This is a genomic window from Scytonema sp. UIC 10036, from assembly GCF_009725235.1.
Window position 1 is genome coordinate 1 of the sequence record NZ_WJFC01000179.1, and the last position, 18,970, is coordinate 18,970.

An 18,970-nucleotide genomic window follows, 5' to 3' on the forward strand; every position below is an offset into this window, starting at 1 on the left:
AGATGTTGTCAGTTATTTAGGGGGCTTTCTGTAATTAACAACTTCTCTACCAGTCCTATTGCGACAAATGCACGCTTAATTTTTTTGGACTAACACTCTTGTGTTTATTTCTTATCTTTAATTTAGGTTATTTTCTCTTTTCTTTGTTGCCACTCTGGCATCTTTGTTAGGAGTTTTATAACCGTTAATTTCATCACACAATTCAAATCTCAGAGCCTAAAATCGTCTCTTTTTTGACTGGCAATGACTTAACTATCTTGAATATATCATTCTTCTTTTGATGATGAATGCAGGGCAATACCCCTCATTTCTTCTTCGGCTCTACTCCCACTTCTAACTGTTAGTAATTAACCAAAATTCTCCCCAATAAAAAAAGAGTGGGAGCTAGCATACCAATCGCTTTCATGCTCCCACTCATCATTTGCCGCTGAAGCGTTTCGGAATATGTAGAGATGTTGTCAGTTATTTAGGGGGCTTTCTGTAATTAACAACTTCTCTACCAGTCCTATTGCGACAAATGCACGCTTAATTTTTTTGGACTAACACTCTTGTGTTTATTTCTTATCTTTAATTTAGGTTATTTTCTCTTTTCTTTGTTGCCACTCTGGCATCTTTGTTAGGAGTTTTATAACCGTTAATTTCATCACACAATTCAAATCTCAGAGCCTAAAATCGTCTCTTTTTTGACTGGCAATGACTTAACTATCTTGAATATATCATTCTTCTTTTGATGATGAATGCAGGGCAATACCCCTCATTTCTTCTTCGGCTCTACTCCCACTTCTAACTGTTAGTAATTAACCAAAATTCTCCCCAATAAAAAAAGAGTGGGAGCTAGCATACCAATCGCTTTCATGCTCCCACTCATCATTTGCCGCTGAAGCGTTTCGGAATATGTAGAGATGTTGTCAGTTATTTAGGGGGCTTTCTGTAATTAACAACTTCTCTACCAGTCCTATTGCGACAAATGCACGCTTAATTTTTTTGGACTAACACTCTTGTGTTTATTTCTTATCTTTAATTTAGGTTATTTTCTCTTTTCTTTGTTGCCACTCTGGCATCTTTGTTAGGAGTTTTATAACCGTTAATTTCATCACACAATTCAAATCTCAGAGCCTAAAATCGTCTCTTTTTTGACTGGCAATGACTTAACTATCTTGAATATATCATTCTTCTTTTGATGATGAATGCAGGGCAATACCCCTCATTTCTTCTTCGGCTCTACTCCCACTTCTAACTGTTAGTAATTAACCAAAATTCTCCCCAATAAAAAAAGAGTGGGAGCTAGCATACCAATCGCTTTCATGCTCCCACTCATCATTTGCCGCTGAAGCGTTTCGGAATATGTAGAGATGTTGTCAGTTATTTAGGGGGCTTTCTGTAATTAACAACTTCTCTACCAGTCCTATTGCGACAAATGCACGCTTAATTTTTTTGGACTAACACTCTTGTGTTTATTTCTTATCTTTAATTTAGGTTATTTTCTCTTTTCTTTGTTGCCACTCTGGCATCTTTGTTAGGAGTTTTATAACCGTTAATTTCATCACACAATTCAAATCTCAGAGCCTAAAATCGTCTCTTTTTTGACTGGCAATGACTTAACTATCTTGAATATATCATTCTTCTTTTGATGATGAATGCAGGGCAATACCCCTCATTTCTTCTTCGGCTCTACTCCCACTTCTAACTGTTAGTAATTAACCAAAATTCTCCCCAATAAAAAAAGAGTGGGAGCTAGCATACCAATCGCTTTCATGCTCCCACTCATCATTTGCCGCTGAAGCGTTTCGGAATATGTAGAGATGTTGTCAGTTATTTAGGGGGCTTTCTGTAATTAACAACTTCTCTACCAGTCCTATTGCGACAAATGCACGCTTAATTTTTTTGGACTAACACTCTTGTGTTTATTTCTTATCTTTAATTTAGGTTATTTTCTCTTTTCTTTGTTGCCACTCTGGCATCTTTGTTAGGAGTTTTATAACCGTTAATTTCATCACACAATTCAAATCTCAGAGCCTAAAATCGTCTCTTTTTTGACTGGCAATGACTTAACTATCTTGAATATATCATTCTTCTTTTGATGATGAATGCAGGGCAATACCCCTCATTTCTTCTTCGGCTCTACTCCCACTTCTAACTGTTAGTAATTAACCAAAATTCTCCCCAATAAAAAAAGAGTGGGAGCTAGCATACCAATCGCTTTCATGCTCCCACTCATCATTTGCCGCTGAAGCGTTTCGGAATATGTAGAGATGTTGTCAGTTATTTAGGGGGCTTTCTGTAATTAACAACTTCTCTACCAGTCCTATTGCGACAAATGCACGCTTAATTTTTTTGGACTAACACTCTTGTGTTTATTTCTTATCTTTAATTTAGGTTATTTTCTCTTTTCTTTGTTGCCACTCTGGCATCTTTGTTAGGAGTTTTATAACCGTTAATTTCATCACACAATTCAAATCTCAGAGCCTAAAATCGTCTCTTTTTTGACTGGCAATGACTTAACTATCTTGAATATATCATTCTTCTTTTGATGATGAATGCAGGGCAATACCCCTCATTTCTTCTTCGGCTCTACTCCCACTTCTAACTGTTAGTAATTAACCAAAATTCTCCCCAATAAAAAAAGAGTGGGAGCTAGCATACCAATCGCTTTCATGCTCCCACTCATCATTTGCCGCTGAAGCGTTTCGGAATATGTAGAGATGTTGTCAGTTATTTAGGGGGCTTTCTGTAATTAACAACTTCTCTACCAGTCCTATTGCGACAAATGCACGCTTAATTTTTTTGGACTAACACTCTTGTGTTTATTTCTTATCTTTAATTTAGGTTATTTTCTCTTTTCTTTGTTGCCACTCTGGCATCTTTGTTAGGAGTTTTATAACCGTTAATTTCATCACACAATTCAAATCTCAGAGCCTAAAATCGTCTCTTTTTTGACTGGCAATGACTTAACTATCTTGAATATATCATTCTTCTTTTGATGATGAATGCAGGGCAATACCCCTCATTTCTTCTTCGGCTCTACTCCCACTTCTAACTGTTAGTAATTAACCAAAATTCTCCCCAATAAAAAAAGAGTGGGAGCTAGCATACCAATCGCTTTCATGCTCCCACTCATCATTTGCCGCTGAAGCGTTTCGGAATATGTAGAGATGTTGTCAGTTATTTAGGGGGCTTTCTGTAATTAACAACTTCTCTACCAGTCCTATTGCGACAAATGCACGCTTAATTTTTTTGGACTAACACTCTTGTGTTTATTTCTTATCTTTAATTTAGGTTATTTTCTCTTTTCTTTGTTGCCACTCTGGCATCTTTGTTAGGAGTTTTATAACCGTTAATTTCATCACACAATTCAAATCTCAGAGCCTAAAATCGTCTCTTTTTTGACTGGCAATGACTTAACTATCTTGAATATATCATTCTTCTTTTGATGATGAATGCAGGGCAATACCCCTCATTTCTTCTTCGGCTCTACTCCCACTTCTAACTGTTAGTAATTAACCAAAATTCTCCCCAATAAAAAAAGAGTGGGAGCTAGCATACCAATCGCTTTCATGCTCCCACTCATCATTTGCCGCTGAAGCGTTTCGGAATATGTAGAGATGTTGTCAGTTATTTAGGGGGCTTTCTGTAATTAACAACTTCTCTACCAGTCCTATTGCGACAAATGCACGCTTAATTTTTTTGGACTAACACTCTTGTGTTTATTTCTTATCTTTAATTTAGGTTATTTTCTCTTTTCTTTGTTGCCACTCTGGCATCTTTGTTAGGAGTTTTATAACCGTTAATTTCATCACACAATTCAAATCTCAGAGCCTAAAATCGTCTCTTTTTTGACTGGCAATGACTTAACTATCTTGAATATATCATTCTTCTTTTGATGATGAATGCAGGGCAATACCCCTCATTTCTTCTTCGGCTCTACTCCCACTTCTAACTGTTAGTAATTAACCAAAATTCTCCCCAATAAAAAAAGAGTGGGAGCTAGCATACCAATCGCTTTCATGCTCCCACTCATCATTTGCCGCTGAAGCGTTTCGGAATATGTAGAGATGTTGTCAGTTATTTAGGGGGCTTTCTGTAATTAACAACTTCTCTACCAGTCCTATTGCGACAAATGCACGCTTGATTTTTTAAATAATATTTGCTGTTTTAGGCAATGAGTTGTCTATCAATTTTAGATAAGTGTTCTGGTATCAGAGTTCGATTTTATAGTTAGCGATCTTAATTTTATTTGAGCTTTTGTACGGTTTTATAACAACACTTTACCGTTATTTATTGTCTTTAATTTATTTCATTTCCTCTTTTCTTTGTTGCCACTCTGGCACGTTTGTTAGAAGTCTAATAAACGTTAAATTCACTACAAAATTATATGAAAAAGTGTGTAAATACTTCTTTCATGAGATGAAATAACTTGACTATTTTGAAATATATCATTCTGTTTATTGCTCAGAATGCAGGGCAATACCCCTCATATGTCAGTCTTCTCTAACAGTCTCTAAACTGTTAGCAATTAACGAAAATCATTTTTAAACTAAAAAAAAGTGGAAGCTAGCATATCAATCGCTTTCGTGCTCCCACTCTTTGTTTTGCTGCTGAAGCTTTACCATTGGTAGGGATTTCAGCCATGTTTACGTTCCTTCATCTAGCTGTTTTTACTCCGTCTACCTTCTTGTTTTGCGAAAAGTGTATCACAAATGATTAAATATGTGATACACCCTGATAATAACACCCTTGAAGTCGTTTACCATCTTTAACTGTCTTTAATGTATTGAGCTTATTTATATCTCAGTTGCCATTTTGGCAATTCTTCTATTAATTAAAGATTGTTAAATATATAGCCTTTCTCAGTCTTATGAGGTACACCCCCCTTTCATCCCCCCAAGGTATCGGGGGGACAGAGGAGGGTAATTTCCGTACCTCACCAAGTTGAAATTGGCTGTAATACTGTTTATTAAAAAATAAATATTTTCTAGGAGAATTTAAAATCATTTATAAAAAAGGCCTGAAAAGTTGTCAGTAGTTTATTACCCTATTTTCAAAAAAATTAGTTATGAAGCACAGACAATTTCAAGGCTAGACCAGCGTTGGTGCAGTAATCTAACTAGCGCCCACAAACCCCATGTTTCGCTACGGCGATGACCTACGGCGATCGCCTTCATTTTCGTTTCCTGCAAGGCAACATCGGCTCCTTTACGTAATTGTCCTGTGATGTAGGCTGCGGCACCACGATTTGTGGCTTCTCGTACCAGTTCGTCTGTCATTGCACCCACAACGGCAATTTTGCGGACTTCTTCAGGGCTAGTAACTCCACGTATTTGCTCGTATCCACCAAAAATTTGACTGACGCGATCGCACAACTCAGCAAAGCTTTGCGTTGGAATTTCTCCAATCATTCCAATGGATCTGTTTCTTTTCTCACCCAAAACTTCCAATCCAGACATTTCTAAAATCTTTGCCAATTCGGGATTAAATGAGAGTGTCAGGCGTTCATCAAATGCCAAATGATAAGAGATAACACCGATATCTGGTGCAAGTTGTCCTGCTTGAAGTTTCCAAGGTCGATGTAAGAACAGGGCATCTAAATTTTCTGCGTCAACCCATTCTTGCAACTCCGTCCAAGGTTCTAGCGCTAAACCCAAACGCTTAATAGGACGTATTGACGGGAGATACACACCCCCTGGCTCTTCCTGAAAATATTTATCAACACCTAAAGAGTTATTTAGGAATTCTGCTATCTCCGCTAAAAGAAGAGAACTATGCTCAAGAGTCATAAAACCTCACGGTTCGTTTGGAACCTCACCTAAAGGCAGGGTTTTTCCAACATTATCCACTTGTGGGTAACTTTGGGTAAACTTTATCGAGCGGTGCCAACCCAATACTGCTCGGATAAAAATTTTTGTAGGTTGGGTTGAACGATAGTGAAACCCAACAAATACTTGTAAATGTTGGGTTTCGTTCCTCAACCCAACCTACCTGTTTTCCATAACAGTACTTCCACGGGGATAAAAACTGTTTCCAAACTCTATATAGTCTTGGCACTTGTTACATTGTTTGGCACGAGGTTATTATTACAGTAACAACAGAACAAACGAAGCCTAATTGGATAAGTTCTGTCTTATACTAGGGGGAAACTCCTTTCAAAAGCACCAAGTTGTGCTTTGTCAAAAACTGTGAGTATAACTATTAACTCCATCTTTGATTTTTACTTTTTCATTCAAAAATGCGCCAGCTTGCACTACTTTTGGGTATTTGGGTAACTGCAGTTTCACTGCCCAATCAACCCTCTTTTGCAGAAAATCCACCAATTCCACCAGCTTCTGACAAACCGTTGGAATTAAATTTATTGACCAATCCAACAGCTTCTGTTGTTACGGCTAACACCATCTACCAAGAGCATTTGACAGTTCCTAGTTTGTGGTTGGCAAAGGAAAATTCGGAAAACAAACTTCTAGATAACTGGATAGCTTACCCAGTTTCTGGTACAGAACCTGCCAGAGTTGACTTGATCGTCAATCAACAAATTTGGAGTTTGCTAGATTATCTGGAACGCTATGATTTCGTGAATCGTTTGGGTACAGTCGCACGCAATTACGGTTATAATGTGCGCGTGTTTAACTATCAACAAGAACGATTGGCAACCTATACATGTAATTTTAGTGCGAGTCCAGCTATGTGCAGAATAGACATGAATCTACAAAGCAAGCTGGGTTTACAAAGTCATAACTAGGGGGCAGGGGTTAGGGCTTAGGGGGTAGACGCGTCAACGAATAAATTCTCCAGTCACCAGTTCCCTATCCCTACCCTTGAATGCGAGCAAATAACGATTGATACTGAGCCGTGGCTGTTGGTGACAGAGGAAGTAAAAAATCGCTTTTATCAAAAACCTCAGTATTCATCTGTAGTAAATTGCGTAAAGACTCTTGCAGATCGGACTTAGGTAGATTTGCGATCGCAGGTGAATTCGTTTTGGTGAGCAAAGATATTTCTCTAGCAATTTGAGGAGTTAAACAAAAATCTACCCACTGGTATAGTAAATCTCCATTTTCCTTGCCTGCAGGGCTTACCCAAAGGTCTGCCCATATTGCGGTTCCAGACTTGGGAACAACTACAGCAAGTTGGGGGTAACGCCCAAGTGTTTGGACAACATCATTTGACCAACCCACCGCCAACCAGGTGTCCCCAACAATCAGGGGTTCTAAATATTTTGTGGAACTGTAAAATTTCACCTGTCGATCCAGTGATACTAGTTCTTTTTCTAAATTCGGAACTTTATCAAGGTTTTCCTGATTGTAAGATTGACCCAACTTTTTTAAAACCAAACCAATGGCTTCTCTTGGCTGTTCCAGCACCGAAATACGTCCTTTGAGCTCATTTCGCCATAAATCGCTCCAATCTGTCGGTGTCCATCCTAATTCTTGGAACTTGTCACGGCGATAAACAATCACCGTGCTACCCCAACGATAAGGGACAGCCCAAACCTTTCCATTCGGGTCTATCTGACCTTTCTCATTGCGCGTTACTAAGTTTTGCCAACGCTTTGGTAAAGCAGACCACTGCTTTATTTTTGTCTCATCTAATGGTTTAATGAGCTTGTCCCCAATTGCCTGAGTTAACCAAAAATCTCCCATTGTCACTAAATCCGATGTAGCCGATTTTTGGTTAGATCCTATAAAAGGAAAGGAAAACCCCCATTCAGATCCCTTAGTATTTGTTTTTTTCTGCCAATCTTTCAATTTCTCAAGTAAATGTTCTAACTGCTCTACCGGAGCAAACTTTAACTGTGCCTTCAATCCCTGGCTAAATTGACTTACCACTTGACCGGGGATTGAACCTTTTAACAACTGTACGTTGAGAGTTGGTTGATTGTTTTCACCACACCCAATCAGCAGTTGTGAAAGTGCTAGCGCACTTGTACTCAGTAAAAAAGACCGTCGCTCCATTGATTTTAAATTTGAGATGTCCGAACTTTCAGTTAAAAACGCCATCAGTTGCTGCTTTGCTGCAACTTCAAGTGTAAGTTTAACAGTGACTCGTGACCAGTGACCAGTTAGGTTAATGACTCATAGGTGTCTGGGGTCAGAATGCCTTGAATTGAAGATATTCATTTTTCTACACAAAAATCTTGAGTAATACTTTAAGAAAATATGTAGATATATTTCAAATTAAAGAGTTTTATCTTGCAATTCAACAGAAAATATTAAAAGTTAAAAAAATCATAAATATGGTTAATATTGGCAGGAGATTTTATAACATAGAGAGAAATAAGCGGACGAGGGTATTAAATGGAGCCATTACAAAAGCAAGTCCTGACATTGAGTCAAAAACTGGATGCCCTCTACCAGGTCATTGAGCAGCTTGATGGTAAGGTTTCTCAGGCGTTATCAGATTGCTGCTTGGCAAAAGAAGAATCTAGGGATAATTTTCTGGGAAACAGCGGCGATCGCCGTCACCAGTTCAAAGGACATAGCAGTTTCAATTCAGAGCTTGAACATAAGGATGTCATAGCAGATGGCATATATTCAGATAGCAACCTTCAAGGTGGGGATAAACAAATAACACCAGAAATTCAAATCCAACGCCTGACAGCACAACTAACAGCCGCATACAATCGCATTGCTGCTTTAGAAGAACAATTACTTCTTAAAAGAATAAACTCTTAATTTAAATCAAATTAACTTTTTACTTTTGAGTTTGAACTGAATCTTCTGAATCCCCACTCTCTTAAATTCATTCACTAGTAACGATCCCCGAGTTTTCAATTCAGAAAACAAGTTTTTTCACAAATTAAAGCTGGAACAACTTTTAGTCGTCGTTATACAGGCAAAACCTGCTTGGGCGGGTCTCAAAAAACAATCTTCCACTAGTTCCCATAGGCGGACTGTATTTGTTGTTCAATAGCTTGCAAAAGTTGGTGTTGTTGCCAACCTTGGTAGAGATAAGCCGCAATGCAAGCACCACCAGCACCTACACCTTCTTTGACAAAACCCTTTTCGTAAGCTCTCAGTTGCTCATAACGAGATTTAGCAAAGCTTAGTTCGGTGGCAAGTAAGGGCGGAGTAAAGAATTCATTAGGAGTGCTGCTATGCCAACCAATAAGCTCGGCTAATTCAACAGTTCCACCCGTTGAGTCCTCTGCTACCCAACGGGTTGTTCCCACGATGACTTCTTCAACTCGCCAAGGTAAGTCATAAACTTGTGCGATCGCGCAAGTCAAAGCGTACACTGCCAACATTTGTGTTCCACCGGCAAGCAAAACACCACAACTGCGACTCAAAGCAAGAGTCATTCCAGCAACTGCGACTTGCATGGGATCGCCTACTGCAGCGACAAGTTGGAGGGGATCGGGAAAATTTTGGATTTTGGATTTTGGATTTTGGATTAAGGTTTGAGAACTTTCTTTCCCAGCCCCCATTTCCCAATTCCCAATCCCCAATCTTGCTTTGGAAAGTCCAGTTTGGACAAGCGTCCACTTTTGAGCGTGATTGCAAACAGGGTGACTGCTGTTAACTTTTCCTACAGCTTGTATGCCCAAACCAGTTAATATTGCTAGGGCAGTTGTCGTTCCTCCAACAACGCACTCGCTTAAAATGTAATAGTCTTTTCGGTCATGATTTGCTAGTCGTTCGCCCCATTCCATCCCTTGCTTTAAGAGATGGTGAACTATTGCTATATCCATTGCCTTACCTTGGCTCAAACACTTAGCTGGAGAACCCCCCAAATCTATGACAGGAACAGGAGGGGACTGAGGCAAACCAGCATTAAACACATATACTGGGATTTTTAGTGTTTCAACCACAGCACGAGTTATGAAAACAGGAGACACACCAGCTAAGAGTGAAGGTAGGGGATACTTGGGTTTAATGCCAGTACCGTAGTATAAAAACTCAGCATCTGCACAAGCAGTATATTTTCTATCCTCCGGCGTTGAACCAGCCGCAGAAATACCTGGGATCAAACAAGTGTCAGTAAATCCTAAAACGCAAGCAAATACGGGTAGACAACCTCGATACTTAGTTATCCATTCCCGTGCTTGCTCAATTTGTGTATAAATGCGAATCATACAGTTTTGTTAGTGGTTAGTGGTTAGTGGTTAGTAGTTAGTAGCAACAACCAACAACTAACAACCAACAACTAACAACTATTCGTAATCTAAAATAACTTGTACCCAACGTGGAGGGCGGGGAATTGGATTTCCCAAGCGATCCAAGAGCAGCCATGCGCCCAAATGTACTACAAACAGATAAATAAAATTGTTCAAGACAATGAGAGCGATCGCGCCGACTTGAATCAAGAATACGCTAGGGGTTGACAAAATACCTAATTTGAGGAATATCCACTCTATGAAATCCGTAACTTGATTGATGATGTAAATCCAAAAGTCTTCATTAGATAATACAGACAGCAGCCACACGCGAAAAAATACGCCCAAAGTTCCTAAGAGCGTACCCAAACTGATGGAAACAATCCAAGGAACGCGGCGAGTCCAAGTTGCCCCCAAAAGAACACCCATAAAAGCAAAGGGCATCACAAAGAGAAGACTGCGTACTGGTCCCATGAGCACTGAGAGCAACAAACCAGAAGTCACAGCTGCCATCCATGCTGCCCTGGTGCCCCAGCGAAGATAGACTAGGGCAATAGGTACGGGGAAAAATATCCGCAAAACTGGTCCTAAAGGAAAGTAAAAATTAATAAACCAAATTAAGCTCGCAGTGCTAGCTAAAAATGCTGTTTCCACCACTCTTAGTGGTGCTTCCAACTTCATAGAATTTTTATTAAAATCGTTTTGCTTTATCACTTGTCATTGGTCATTGGTCATTGGTCAAGTGTCATTGGTCAAGTGTCAAGTGTCACTGGTTGCTGGTCAGGTGGTGACTGCTATACAATCATTCGTTCGAGCGCTGATAGATCGGGAATACAGATAACATCTTGCTCTCGTTTAATCAGACCTTTTTTTTCTAACCTTGTTAATACTCGTGTGACAGTTTCCCGCGCTAATCCACTTAAACTGCTTAATTCCCGGTGAGGTAAGTTAGGAATTTCTGTTCCTGCTTGCGCCTTCTTACCCTGTCCTTCAGCCAAAAACAACAATGTGTCTGCCACTCGCGATTGACTGTCAGATTCCCGCAATCGCAGACGCCGATTGACTTGGCGCAATCGCCGCGCCATCAGTTGTGCCAATCGCACTCCTGCCATGGGTTCTGTGTAAAGCAATTTAAGAAAATCCTGGGATGGCATACTCCCAATTACTGTAGGAGTTAGTGTAATTACGTCGGTGGAGCGAGGTACTTCGTCGAGAGCTGCCATTTCGCCAAATAATTCTCCTTTTCCAAGGATATTTAGCGTGACTTCTTTACCCTCTAAATTGTATGTACGAATTTTTACCCAACCCTCCATAATAAAATACACAGAACCGCCCCAATCATTTTCCAACAGGATAACTTGGTTGGCTGGGTGAGTGCGGGTCACAAGATGGTTGAGCGCAGGTTCTACGACAGCTTCTGGCAGCCCCTGAAAAAAGGGAGCCAAGTTCATCCAGGAATTGCCAGGTGCTTGTAAGCTATACCTTTCTTCCATTACTACATCTTTACTGTACTGTTAAGCTGCAAAATATAACAGTTCCTCTGTAAGCATATGCTATTAAAGCACAACCCACTAAAATATAAAGCTAAACTATGCTACACGATATGGTAGTTGGAAAGACCCTTATAAAAAAGGTTTACCTAACTATTAAATTAGGGTAAAGTTTTCCAACAATATCGTGCAGCTAACGCGCCTCTCTCAACGGTCACCAATGATACAAGCGCTACTGCATTACATTGTAGACAAACTAAACCCATGATACTCAAGATCGTTTATTTTTGGTAACCTAAGATTTCTAACAGCAAGCTGCAACAAAAATATAGGGATGAGAGAAAAAGAACAGCGTGCAGGACGAGATTCGGTCAAATTGCCAATTAATAGCACTTTTTGTGTGCCGAAACAGCAGCGACCTGTTAAGCTATTCTCTCAAAGTAGGCGAATTTTTGACACATCATATTGATAGACACTGCTATTCACGAATAACATAAATTGCAACAGTTGTACAGCAATTCCTATATCACCCAACCTACAGTTCTATATAAGGTAACTTAACGTGACTTCCCGGTTAACAGAAACTCAAAACTTAATTGCAGATATTGACCGCTTACTGGCTAACAAGCGACTGTCTAGGTTTTTCTCCAGTCAAGCCTCAGAACCCAGACAGATTTTAGAACAAACTCGAAGTTTCCTAGTCAGGTTGAAAGAAAGCGACGAACAGGAACGCGAGCAACAAATACAACAATCTCCGTTGCTTGTGAGATTTGCAGGACACGAAGAAACTCCCCAAACATCTCCTGGGGGGCAGTACGAACTTCAACAACAGGAAAGCGCTGATACTTCTACTGTGAAAGGAGAATTTTCAGCTTTTCTGGCACCTTTGCAAGCAGAATTGCAAACCCTGCTGCAAGAACGGGCAAATCTTGTGGAGGAAATCAGGCAATTAGAACAAAGGCGGTTGCATAACTACTCCTTAGCACAACAAGTGGCGAATCAAGAGCACATGATTTCAGAATTCTTGCAGGTGCTTAAGAATCGCCTTGTCACTGGTTCAACATCTAACGTAACTGAGACAAATTTTCAAGAAGCGCCCCTTCCCAGTAGTGACAATGCTTCTGCTACGGTTAGTCCCATAAGTTATGTACAGCCCGTCACAAGTTCTACTCAAAGTTCTACTCAAGCACCTTCACTGCACTCAGCAGATCGAGTTGAGGAGGTAGCAAGACTCGCCCGCGAACTCGATCAAAAGTTACTAGCACTTGATGGAACTGTGAACGTTGTTTTTGACTCCCTACAGCGCAATATCCACACTTATCATGAGTCCCTATCACAAGCTCTTGCAAGAATGCACAGCAAAGGAGTGCAGGGAGAGCAGTTACTAACGGGTTTGATTGGTAATTTAACACAGCATTTACAGCAGTACACTTTTGATAGCGAGCCATCTACTAATGATGTAAAAGAGGAAACCTTAAAGCCTTCCCGCTCTCAACAGTTAAAACCTGAGTTACCAGAACCCAAGCCAGTTGAAACATCACCCTCACCCACACATACTGTTATTGCGACTCAGGTTGGTTTTCCAGTAAAAAATAACACTGTGATTACAGAAATTGTAAGTACAGTGCCATCTCTTCTCAATCAAGACACGCAAAAAAAGTTAGTTACTTATACTACTTCTGATAGCGTGGCTCCGGATAGTTCTCAAACAGAACCTGATGAAGTCGATCGCCTGTATGCCAGCTTGTTTGAAAATGAGGCACAAGATCGGGGAACAAATGTAGTAGCAAATGAGGTAACAAAATTAACCAATAAGGCAAGTGTAGCAACAGTAGCAGTATTGAAATCGGAGGTAACGAACGATCCTGCTGATGCTCCCATTACACCTGTGATTGCCCAAGTGCAACCAGAAGTACCATCGCGGAAAGTTCCTGTGGAGGTTCAAGAGGTTAAAAAGGCAACAAATTTTATAGATGAGTTGTTTATGGGGATCTCCCCATCCACAAAAACTTCTTCACCAAAAATCAATCCCATCCCAAAGGTAGTTCCACCAGAAGTCACTCCTCAAATCAATCAATCAACACATTTTATAGATGAGTTATTCCTGGATGTAACGCCATCCTCATCTACCCACACTCCACCCCTAGCAACAAATCCATCTCCCTTGGTAGCACCACAGGAGATGATTCCTGAAGTGAAAAAGTCCACAAGTTTTATAGATGAATTGTTTACAGAGACTCCACCCTTAACAACAGATGGAGAACAGCTAGATTCAGCAACTTTCTTACACGAAGTGGTTTTTGAAGCACCGAGTACGACGACAGATTTGGCAGAGCGTAAGGCAACGGATTTAAAGGAAGAGTCAATTACAGATGAAACAACGCCATCAGCACAGCCAACAAATCAAGAACTCCCTGCAGATTCTGCCGCTTCGATATCAGATCCGTGGGTGGAAGGTTCGGAGAAAAAACTTTTGAATCGCACTGAGACTGGCATTCAGGAAAGACATGAAGTTCCTGTGGAAAGTACAGAGTTAGATGAAGTGGAGAGCGATGGCGCAACTCTTATGCTCGATCAACCGCCCAGTGCTGACACCATTACGGCGTTAACTGACTTATTGAATGAAACAAGTGATGGCGAACAGGTTCTGGAAGAATCTTCTTTTGGTAGAACGGCAAATACGGGAATTGCTACAACACACGCTCAACCTTCAGTTGCGATCGTCGATAGTCGTGATGCAGATTCTTCTCAAGAAAGTTATATTCTTGCTTCTCCACAAGAAAATTTGCTACTACAGGAGGAAAATCGCTCTCCAGCGGTTGCCGATATTTCTTTGGAGGAAGCCCAGTTGCAGCAATTGGAGCAGGATTTGGCGAGTTTTGATGGAGAACTCAATTCTCTCCTGCAACCTCTTCACAATTTAGAAAATAGAGAAAATACACAAAGTCGGCTCATACCGCAAGAAGTTCCACAGCCTGCGCTTCCTGAGTCTGGTTCAGCAGCAGAAAAAGAATTGGTGGCTGCAACTGAAAAAAAAAATGAAGCGACAGAAGAACAACTTGTGGGTTCTTTAGTTTCAATTTCTCGTTCCACAGATGACAATGAAGTAACGCTTGAAACGGCTAACTCAGTTTGGTATTTAGGAATTGATTTAGGGACGACTGGAATTTCTGCAGCCCTGTTAAATCGCTCTACAACGGAGGTTTATCCTCTCTACTGGATGGCAGAAAATCAACCAGAGGCAAGTACGCAATCTTTTCGTTTACCTGCAGAAGTTTATTTACCAACAGCTTCTGTAAATGTTGGTGAAACAGAGAGTTCTCACGAGCAAACGCCACCAGCGGCAGTGGGTGAAGAAAAGTTACCGGAGGGTGAAGGTGGAAGTTCTCATTTAGGTACAACTCAATCCCAAAATCTGTTTTCAGCGCGGTTAAAACCGTATTTGCAAATCGCCCTTCCTTACAAAAACGAACAACAAAAATGGGAACCAGTTTTGCAGTTAAATGACTTTTCTACGGTTCCTCTGGTTTGGGTTGTGCGATCGCTTTCAAAATTGCTGTTAACCTTAATGGCAGATCGCAGCAGCACAACGTTAGGTTTAACGGCGGCGGCTGTTGGTATAGAGCAAGACATTTTCCGGGCTATTATCAGTCGCGTGACTGGTGTGATTTGCAATTGCCCGTCGAATTGGTCGGAACAGTATCGCTTCAACATTAGAGAAGCTATACTCATAAGCAAACTGGTACGGCACTCACAACAAGTCTTCTTTGTGGAAGAAGCGATCGCGTGTTTGCTGTGTGAACTAGATGGTGCCAACGGTGAGATTGTCAAAATCAAAGGGCGGCAAGGTACCCGTCTGGCAAAAACCAGCGATCGTCCTTTGAATGGCAGCACTCTTGTCATTAGTATTGGAGCCGACGTCACAGAAATGGCGCTGGTAGATTTGCCAGACAACTTAGAAGACTTAACCCACAACGATTTCATGCTCCACGGGTTTACCCATGCGGGTTCGGGAATTGAGCAAGATATTATCTGCCAATTGCTACTTCCAGCAAAATGGCGGCAACCGCGAACTGACAATCAAAGCGATAGCAAAACCATCAGCAGCAACCCCTGGCATTGGCAACCATCCATTCCTGGCTTAGATCAAATGAGTTTTTCTAGCCTGGGTTTAGAAGAATTAACTTTGCCAAGAGCAGGAGAACCCGACTTGGTAGAACGAGTGCGCTTGCAACAACGCTTGGAAAGTTCATTGTTAGGAAAAGCAGTTGTGGATGCAGCTGTTGCCCTCAAGTTAATCCTACAACATCAAGAATCCTTTACCTTAGAATTAGCAGATCAAAAATGGGTGTTGCAGCGAAGAGACTTAGAAAGCCAAGTGTTTGTCCCCTTTGTACGTCGTATCAATCGAGAACTCAATAGATTGTTAGTCGCTAAAGGGCTACCCACAGAAGCAATCAATCAAGCCATATTAACAGGAGGCGTTGCATCCTTGGGAGCAGTCAGTCGGTGGCTGCGTCAAAAATTACCAAATGCCAGGATTATCCAAGATTTGTACCTGGGTGAAAACGGTTCACCCACTTGCAGCCGGGTAGCATACGGTTTAGCCGTGCTTCCCCTGCATCCTCAAGTCTTGGAAGTTTCCAGACAACAGTACACCGATTACTTCCTGTTCACAGAATTGCTGCGACTCTTGCCAACTCGCCCGGTATCCTTTGGCGAAATCATTCAGTTGTTTGAGAATCGCGGTATCAACACGCGCAACTGTCAGCAGCGCTTGCTTGCTTTTCTAGAAGGCGAACTTCCACCGGGGTTAGTACCAACAAGTACTGAAGCGACTTGGCTTGTTCCCAGTTCATCCGAGAATCCCGATTATCAAGCCCTCTCGGCTGCACCACTTTTTGAAAAACAAGGAAGTCTTACCTATCGTCCCAATACTCAGCAACTGCAAGCGATCGCTCGTTATCTTGATGCCATCAAAGCCAGTACCCGACAATCACTAGATGAACCCTACACTGTTAATTTTGCTATAGGTGTGCTTCAGTAAGAGGGATTGGGGAGACAAGGGGGAATGCCATCTCTTGCGCCTCGTTCCCTGGCTTCCCCTGGGAATGCCATGTCCTCCCCTTGGGCTACTACCTTTTACACAACCGTATGTATCGCAATTTATCAACCTACATTAAAAAAATACGGAAAATTTAAATATTCCCCGATTTGTGAAAGATTGTATAAAATTTTTATTTTGACCTTTCAGCTACAGCCATTACTTGTCTATATTAATACTTATATAAATCTCAGTGGTAAAAAAACTACTCCAGCCGTGTCAACTTGTACATCCGATAAAACATATAGGGCTTCTATTGATGTAGCCATTTTAAGTCAATATAATTCAGTGGAATTGCCACAGCAACCCATACACCCCTCTGTTACAAGTCTCATCAAGCGGTTAATTGATATTTTAGGAGCTATTGTAGGGTTGCTGATTACAGCTATGGTAGCAATCCCCGTAGCCATAGCTACCCAGTTAGACGATCCAGGTCCCATCTTCTACAGTCAAATACGCTGTGGTATTAATGGACGTAGATTCCGCATTTGGAAGTTCCGTTCCATGATAGTAGATGCAGATAAGCTTAAGCACTTGGTAAAAAACGAAGCCAAGGGTCACATATTTAAATCAGCCGAAGATCCCAGAATTACAAAAGTAGGCAAATTTTTAAGACGCACAAGCTTAGATGAATTACCACAATTTTGGAACGTCCTCAAAGGAGAAATGAGCTTAGTTGGTACTCGTCCACCGACTCCTGATGAAGTTGTCAAATACGATGTCCACCACTGGCAAAGATTGCAAGTAAAACCTGGAATTACAGGAGAATGGCAAGCCAATGGTCGTTCCAGTATTACCGACTTTGATACTATCGTCAGCATGGATCTTGACTACCAACGCAAGTGGTCGGTGATGTACGATCTGTATCTGATTGTGAAAACTATCTTGGTAGTTGTGAATAAGAACGGTGCTTATTAACTGGCGATCGCATTTAGTTTACATCATCTGGACGGGCGAGACGCCCATCCCACAATAACAATATAGATTAACTCATTCAGGGTGTGTGCTATATCTTTTTTCTCAAATGACAAATGACTTTTGACAAATGACTTTTGACAAACGACAAATAACAAATTATCCCTTGACTCCACTACCAGTTTCCGTTGGAACAATATAACGTTGCAAAAACAGAAACAAAAGCAGTACTGGGGCAATAGAAATAACCGATCCTGCGGCGACTAACCGCCAATCGAGGGAAAAGGTACCAGCCAGCTTTGCCACCCCTAAAGGAAGAGTGTAGAGACTTTCGTCTTGAATGACAATTAGAGGCCAAAGAAAATCACTCCAAGAACCAATAAAAACAAAAATTGCCAAAGTAACTAATGCAGGACGAATTGCAGGAAGCATGATATGCCACCATATTCCTAACTCCGAACATCCGTCCATGCGTGCGGCTTCTTCCATTTCTTTTGGAACACTTATAAACGCTTGTCGCAACAGAAAAATTCCAAAAGCAGAAGCTAAGCCAGGAAAAATAATTCCCAAATAAGAATTTCTTAAACCCAACTGCACTGTCAGGATATAGAGGGGAATCATTACGATTTGGAAGGGAATCATAATAGTAGAGACGATCGCAACAAAAATCCAATCTCTTCCAGGAAAAGACAATCTTGCAAGTGGGTAAGCAGCTAAAGCGCAAAAAACTAAATTTAAACCCACAGTTAGCACTGCCACTAAGGTACTGTTAAATAAGTACTGTCCAAAAGGGTTTGTTTGCCAAACGGTAACAAAGTTATTAAGAGTAGGTTGGCTGGGCAGTAACTGGGGTGGAGACTGAAAGATATTTTCCGTTGGGGACTTTAGCGCTGTACTTATTAGCCAAAATAGGGGGAATAACGTTGCTACTGCTATGACTCCCAATAGCCCATATGTCCCTAACTGATTTTGGAGCTTAGACTTTATCATTGTCAAGTTATCGTAGCAACAAATATATAACTAAATTATTATTGACAGTATGTCATTCGCCAACAAGTTTATTGCTGTCAAAGGCTACAAGTCAACAACGTATAGCGTTATTTTATAGAATTAGTATAGTTCTGCCACAAAAATATACAAACGAATTATTAAGGATTTATTTTGCATCTAATTTTTCTTAGGTTATATTAAAACCTCCACAGCTTTAAAAAATGATACTCTTGGTCTTCCACTTCTAGATCTCCGACTTCTCTAAGGATACAGCCGATCGATGAGAGGCCAGCCCCCTCATTTGCTACTCTCTCGTTCTCTCGTTCCCAGGTTCTACCTGGGAATGCAGATCGCGAGGCTCTGCTGAGCAAGCGCTACTTGCACACT

10 protein-coding genes are annotated in these 18,970 nt (G+C 40.8%); 4 read left to right on the top strand and 6 right to left on the bottom strand.

From position 1 onward, the window contains the following. Positions 1-5,051: 5,051 nt before the first annotated feature. The gene (locus F7734_RS47360) at positions 5,052-5,774 is read right to left on the bottom strand and encodes a Nif3-like dinuclear metal center hexameric protein (RefSeq protein WP_155751287.1); all 723 of its coding nucleotides are present in this window, start codon (positions 5,772-5,774) and stop codon (positions 5,052-5,054) included. Positions 5,775-6,223: 449 nt separating this feature from the next. On the opposite strand from F7734_RS47360, the gene F7734_RS47365 reads away from it, so the two are divergent. Next, positions 6,224-6,730 carry a hypothetical protein gene (locus F7734_RS47365; protein WP_155751288.1) on the top strand — a complete coding sequence of 169 codons (507 nt, stop codon included), beginning with the start codon at positions 6,224-6,226 and terminating at the stop codon, positions 6,728-6,730. A gap of 70 nt (positions 6,731-6,800) precedes the next feature. On the opposite strand, the gene F7734_RS47370 is transcribed toward F7734_RS47365, so the two are convergent. Next, entirely contained in the window at positions 6,801-7,943 is a 1,143-nt protein-coding gene (locus tag F7734_RS47370) for an extracellular solute-binding protein (RefSeq protein WP_155751302.1), read from the bottom strand. Between the two features lie 342 nt (positions 7,944-8,285). On the opposite strand from F7734_RS47370, the gene F7734_RS47375 reads away from it, so the two are divergent. Beyond that, a complete protein-coding gene (locus tag F7734_RS47375) occupies positions 8,286-8,663 on the top strand; it encodes a hypothetical protein (RefSeq protein WP_155751289.1) in 378 nt (125 codons plus the stop codon). A 200-nt stretch (positions 8,664-8,863) separates the two neighbouring features. Here F7734_RS47375 and cobT read toward each other — a convergent pair whose 3' ends face one another. The 3 genes from cobT to F7734_RS47390 form a co-directional block, all read right to left on the bottom strand. Further along, on the bottom strand, positions 8,864-10,063 hold the full coding sequence (gene cobT / locus F7734_RS47380) for a nicotinate mononucleotide-dependent phosphoribosyltransferase CobT (RefSeq protein ID WP_155751290.1): 1,200 nt from the start codon (positions 10,061-10,063) through the stop codon (positions 8,864-8,866). 78 nt (positions 10,064-10,141) lie between these two features. After that, the gene (locus F7734_RS47385) at positions 10,142-10,765 is read right to left on the bottom strand and encodes a DUF2232 domain-containing protein (protein WP_155751303.1); all 624 of its coding nucleotides are present in this window, start codon (positions 10,763-10,765) and stop codon (positions 10,142-10,144) included. 113 nt (positions 10,766-10,878) lie between these two features. Further along, on the bottom strand, positions 10,879-11,577 hold the full coding sequence (locus F7734_RS47390; protein ID WP_155751291.1) for a Crp/Fnr family transcriptional regulator: 699 nt from the start codon (positions 11,575-11,577) through the stop codon (positions 10,879-10,881). Positions 11,578-12,136: 559 nt separating this feature from the next. On the opposite strand from F7734_RS47390, the gene F7734_RS47395 reads away from it, so the two are divergent. Together F7734_RS47395 and F7734_RS47400 are read left to right on the top strand one after the other, a co-directional pair. Then, a complete protein-coding gene (locus tag F7734_RS47395) occupies positions 12,137-16,621 on the top strand; it encodes a hypothetical protein (RefSeq protein ID WP_166482599.1) in 4,485 nt (1,494 codons plus the stop codon). 324 nt (positions 16,622-16,945) lie between these two features. After that, positions 16,946-17,596: a sugar transferase gene (locus F7734_RS47400; protein WP_347566407.1), complete on the top strand. Its 651-nt coding sequence runs from the start codon at positions 16,946-16,948 to the stop codon at positions 17,594-17,596. Positions 17,597-17,752: 156 nt separating this feature from the next. Here the strand turns inward: F7734_RS47400 and F7734_RS47405 are convergent, their stop codons facing one another. Continuing rightward, on the bottom strand, positions 17,753-18,583 hold the full coding sequence (locus F7734_RS47405; protein ID WP_155751292.1) for a carbohydrate ABC transporter permease: 831 nt from the start codon (positions 18,581-18,583) through the stop codon (positions 17,753-17,755). Positions 18,584-18,970 lie beyond the last annotated feature (387 nt).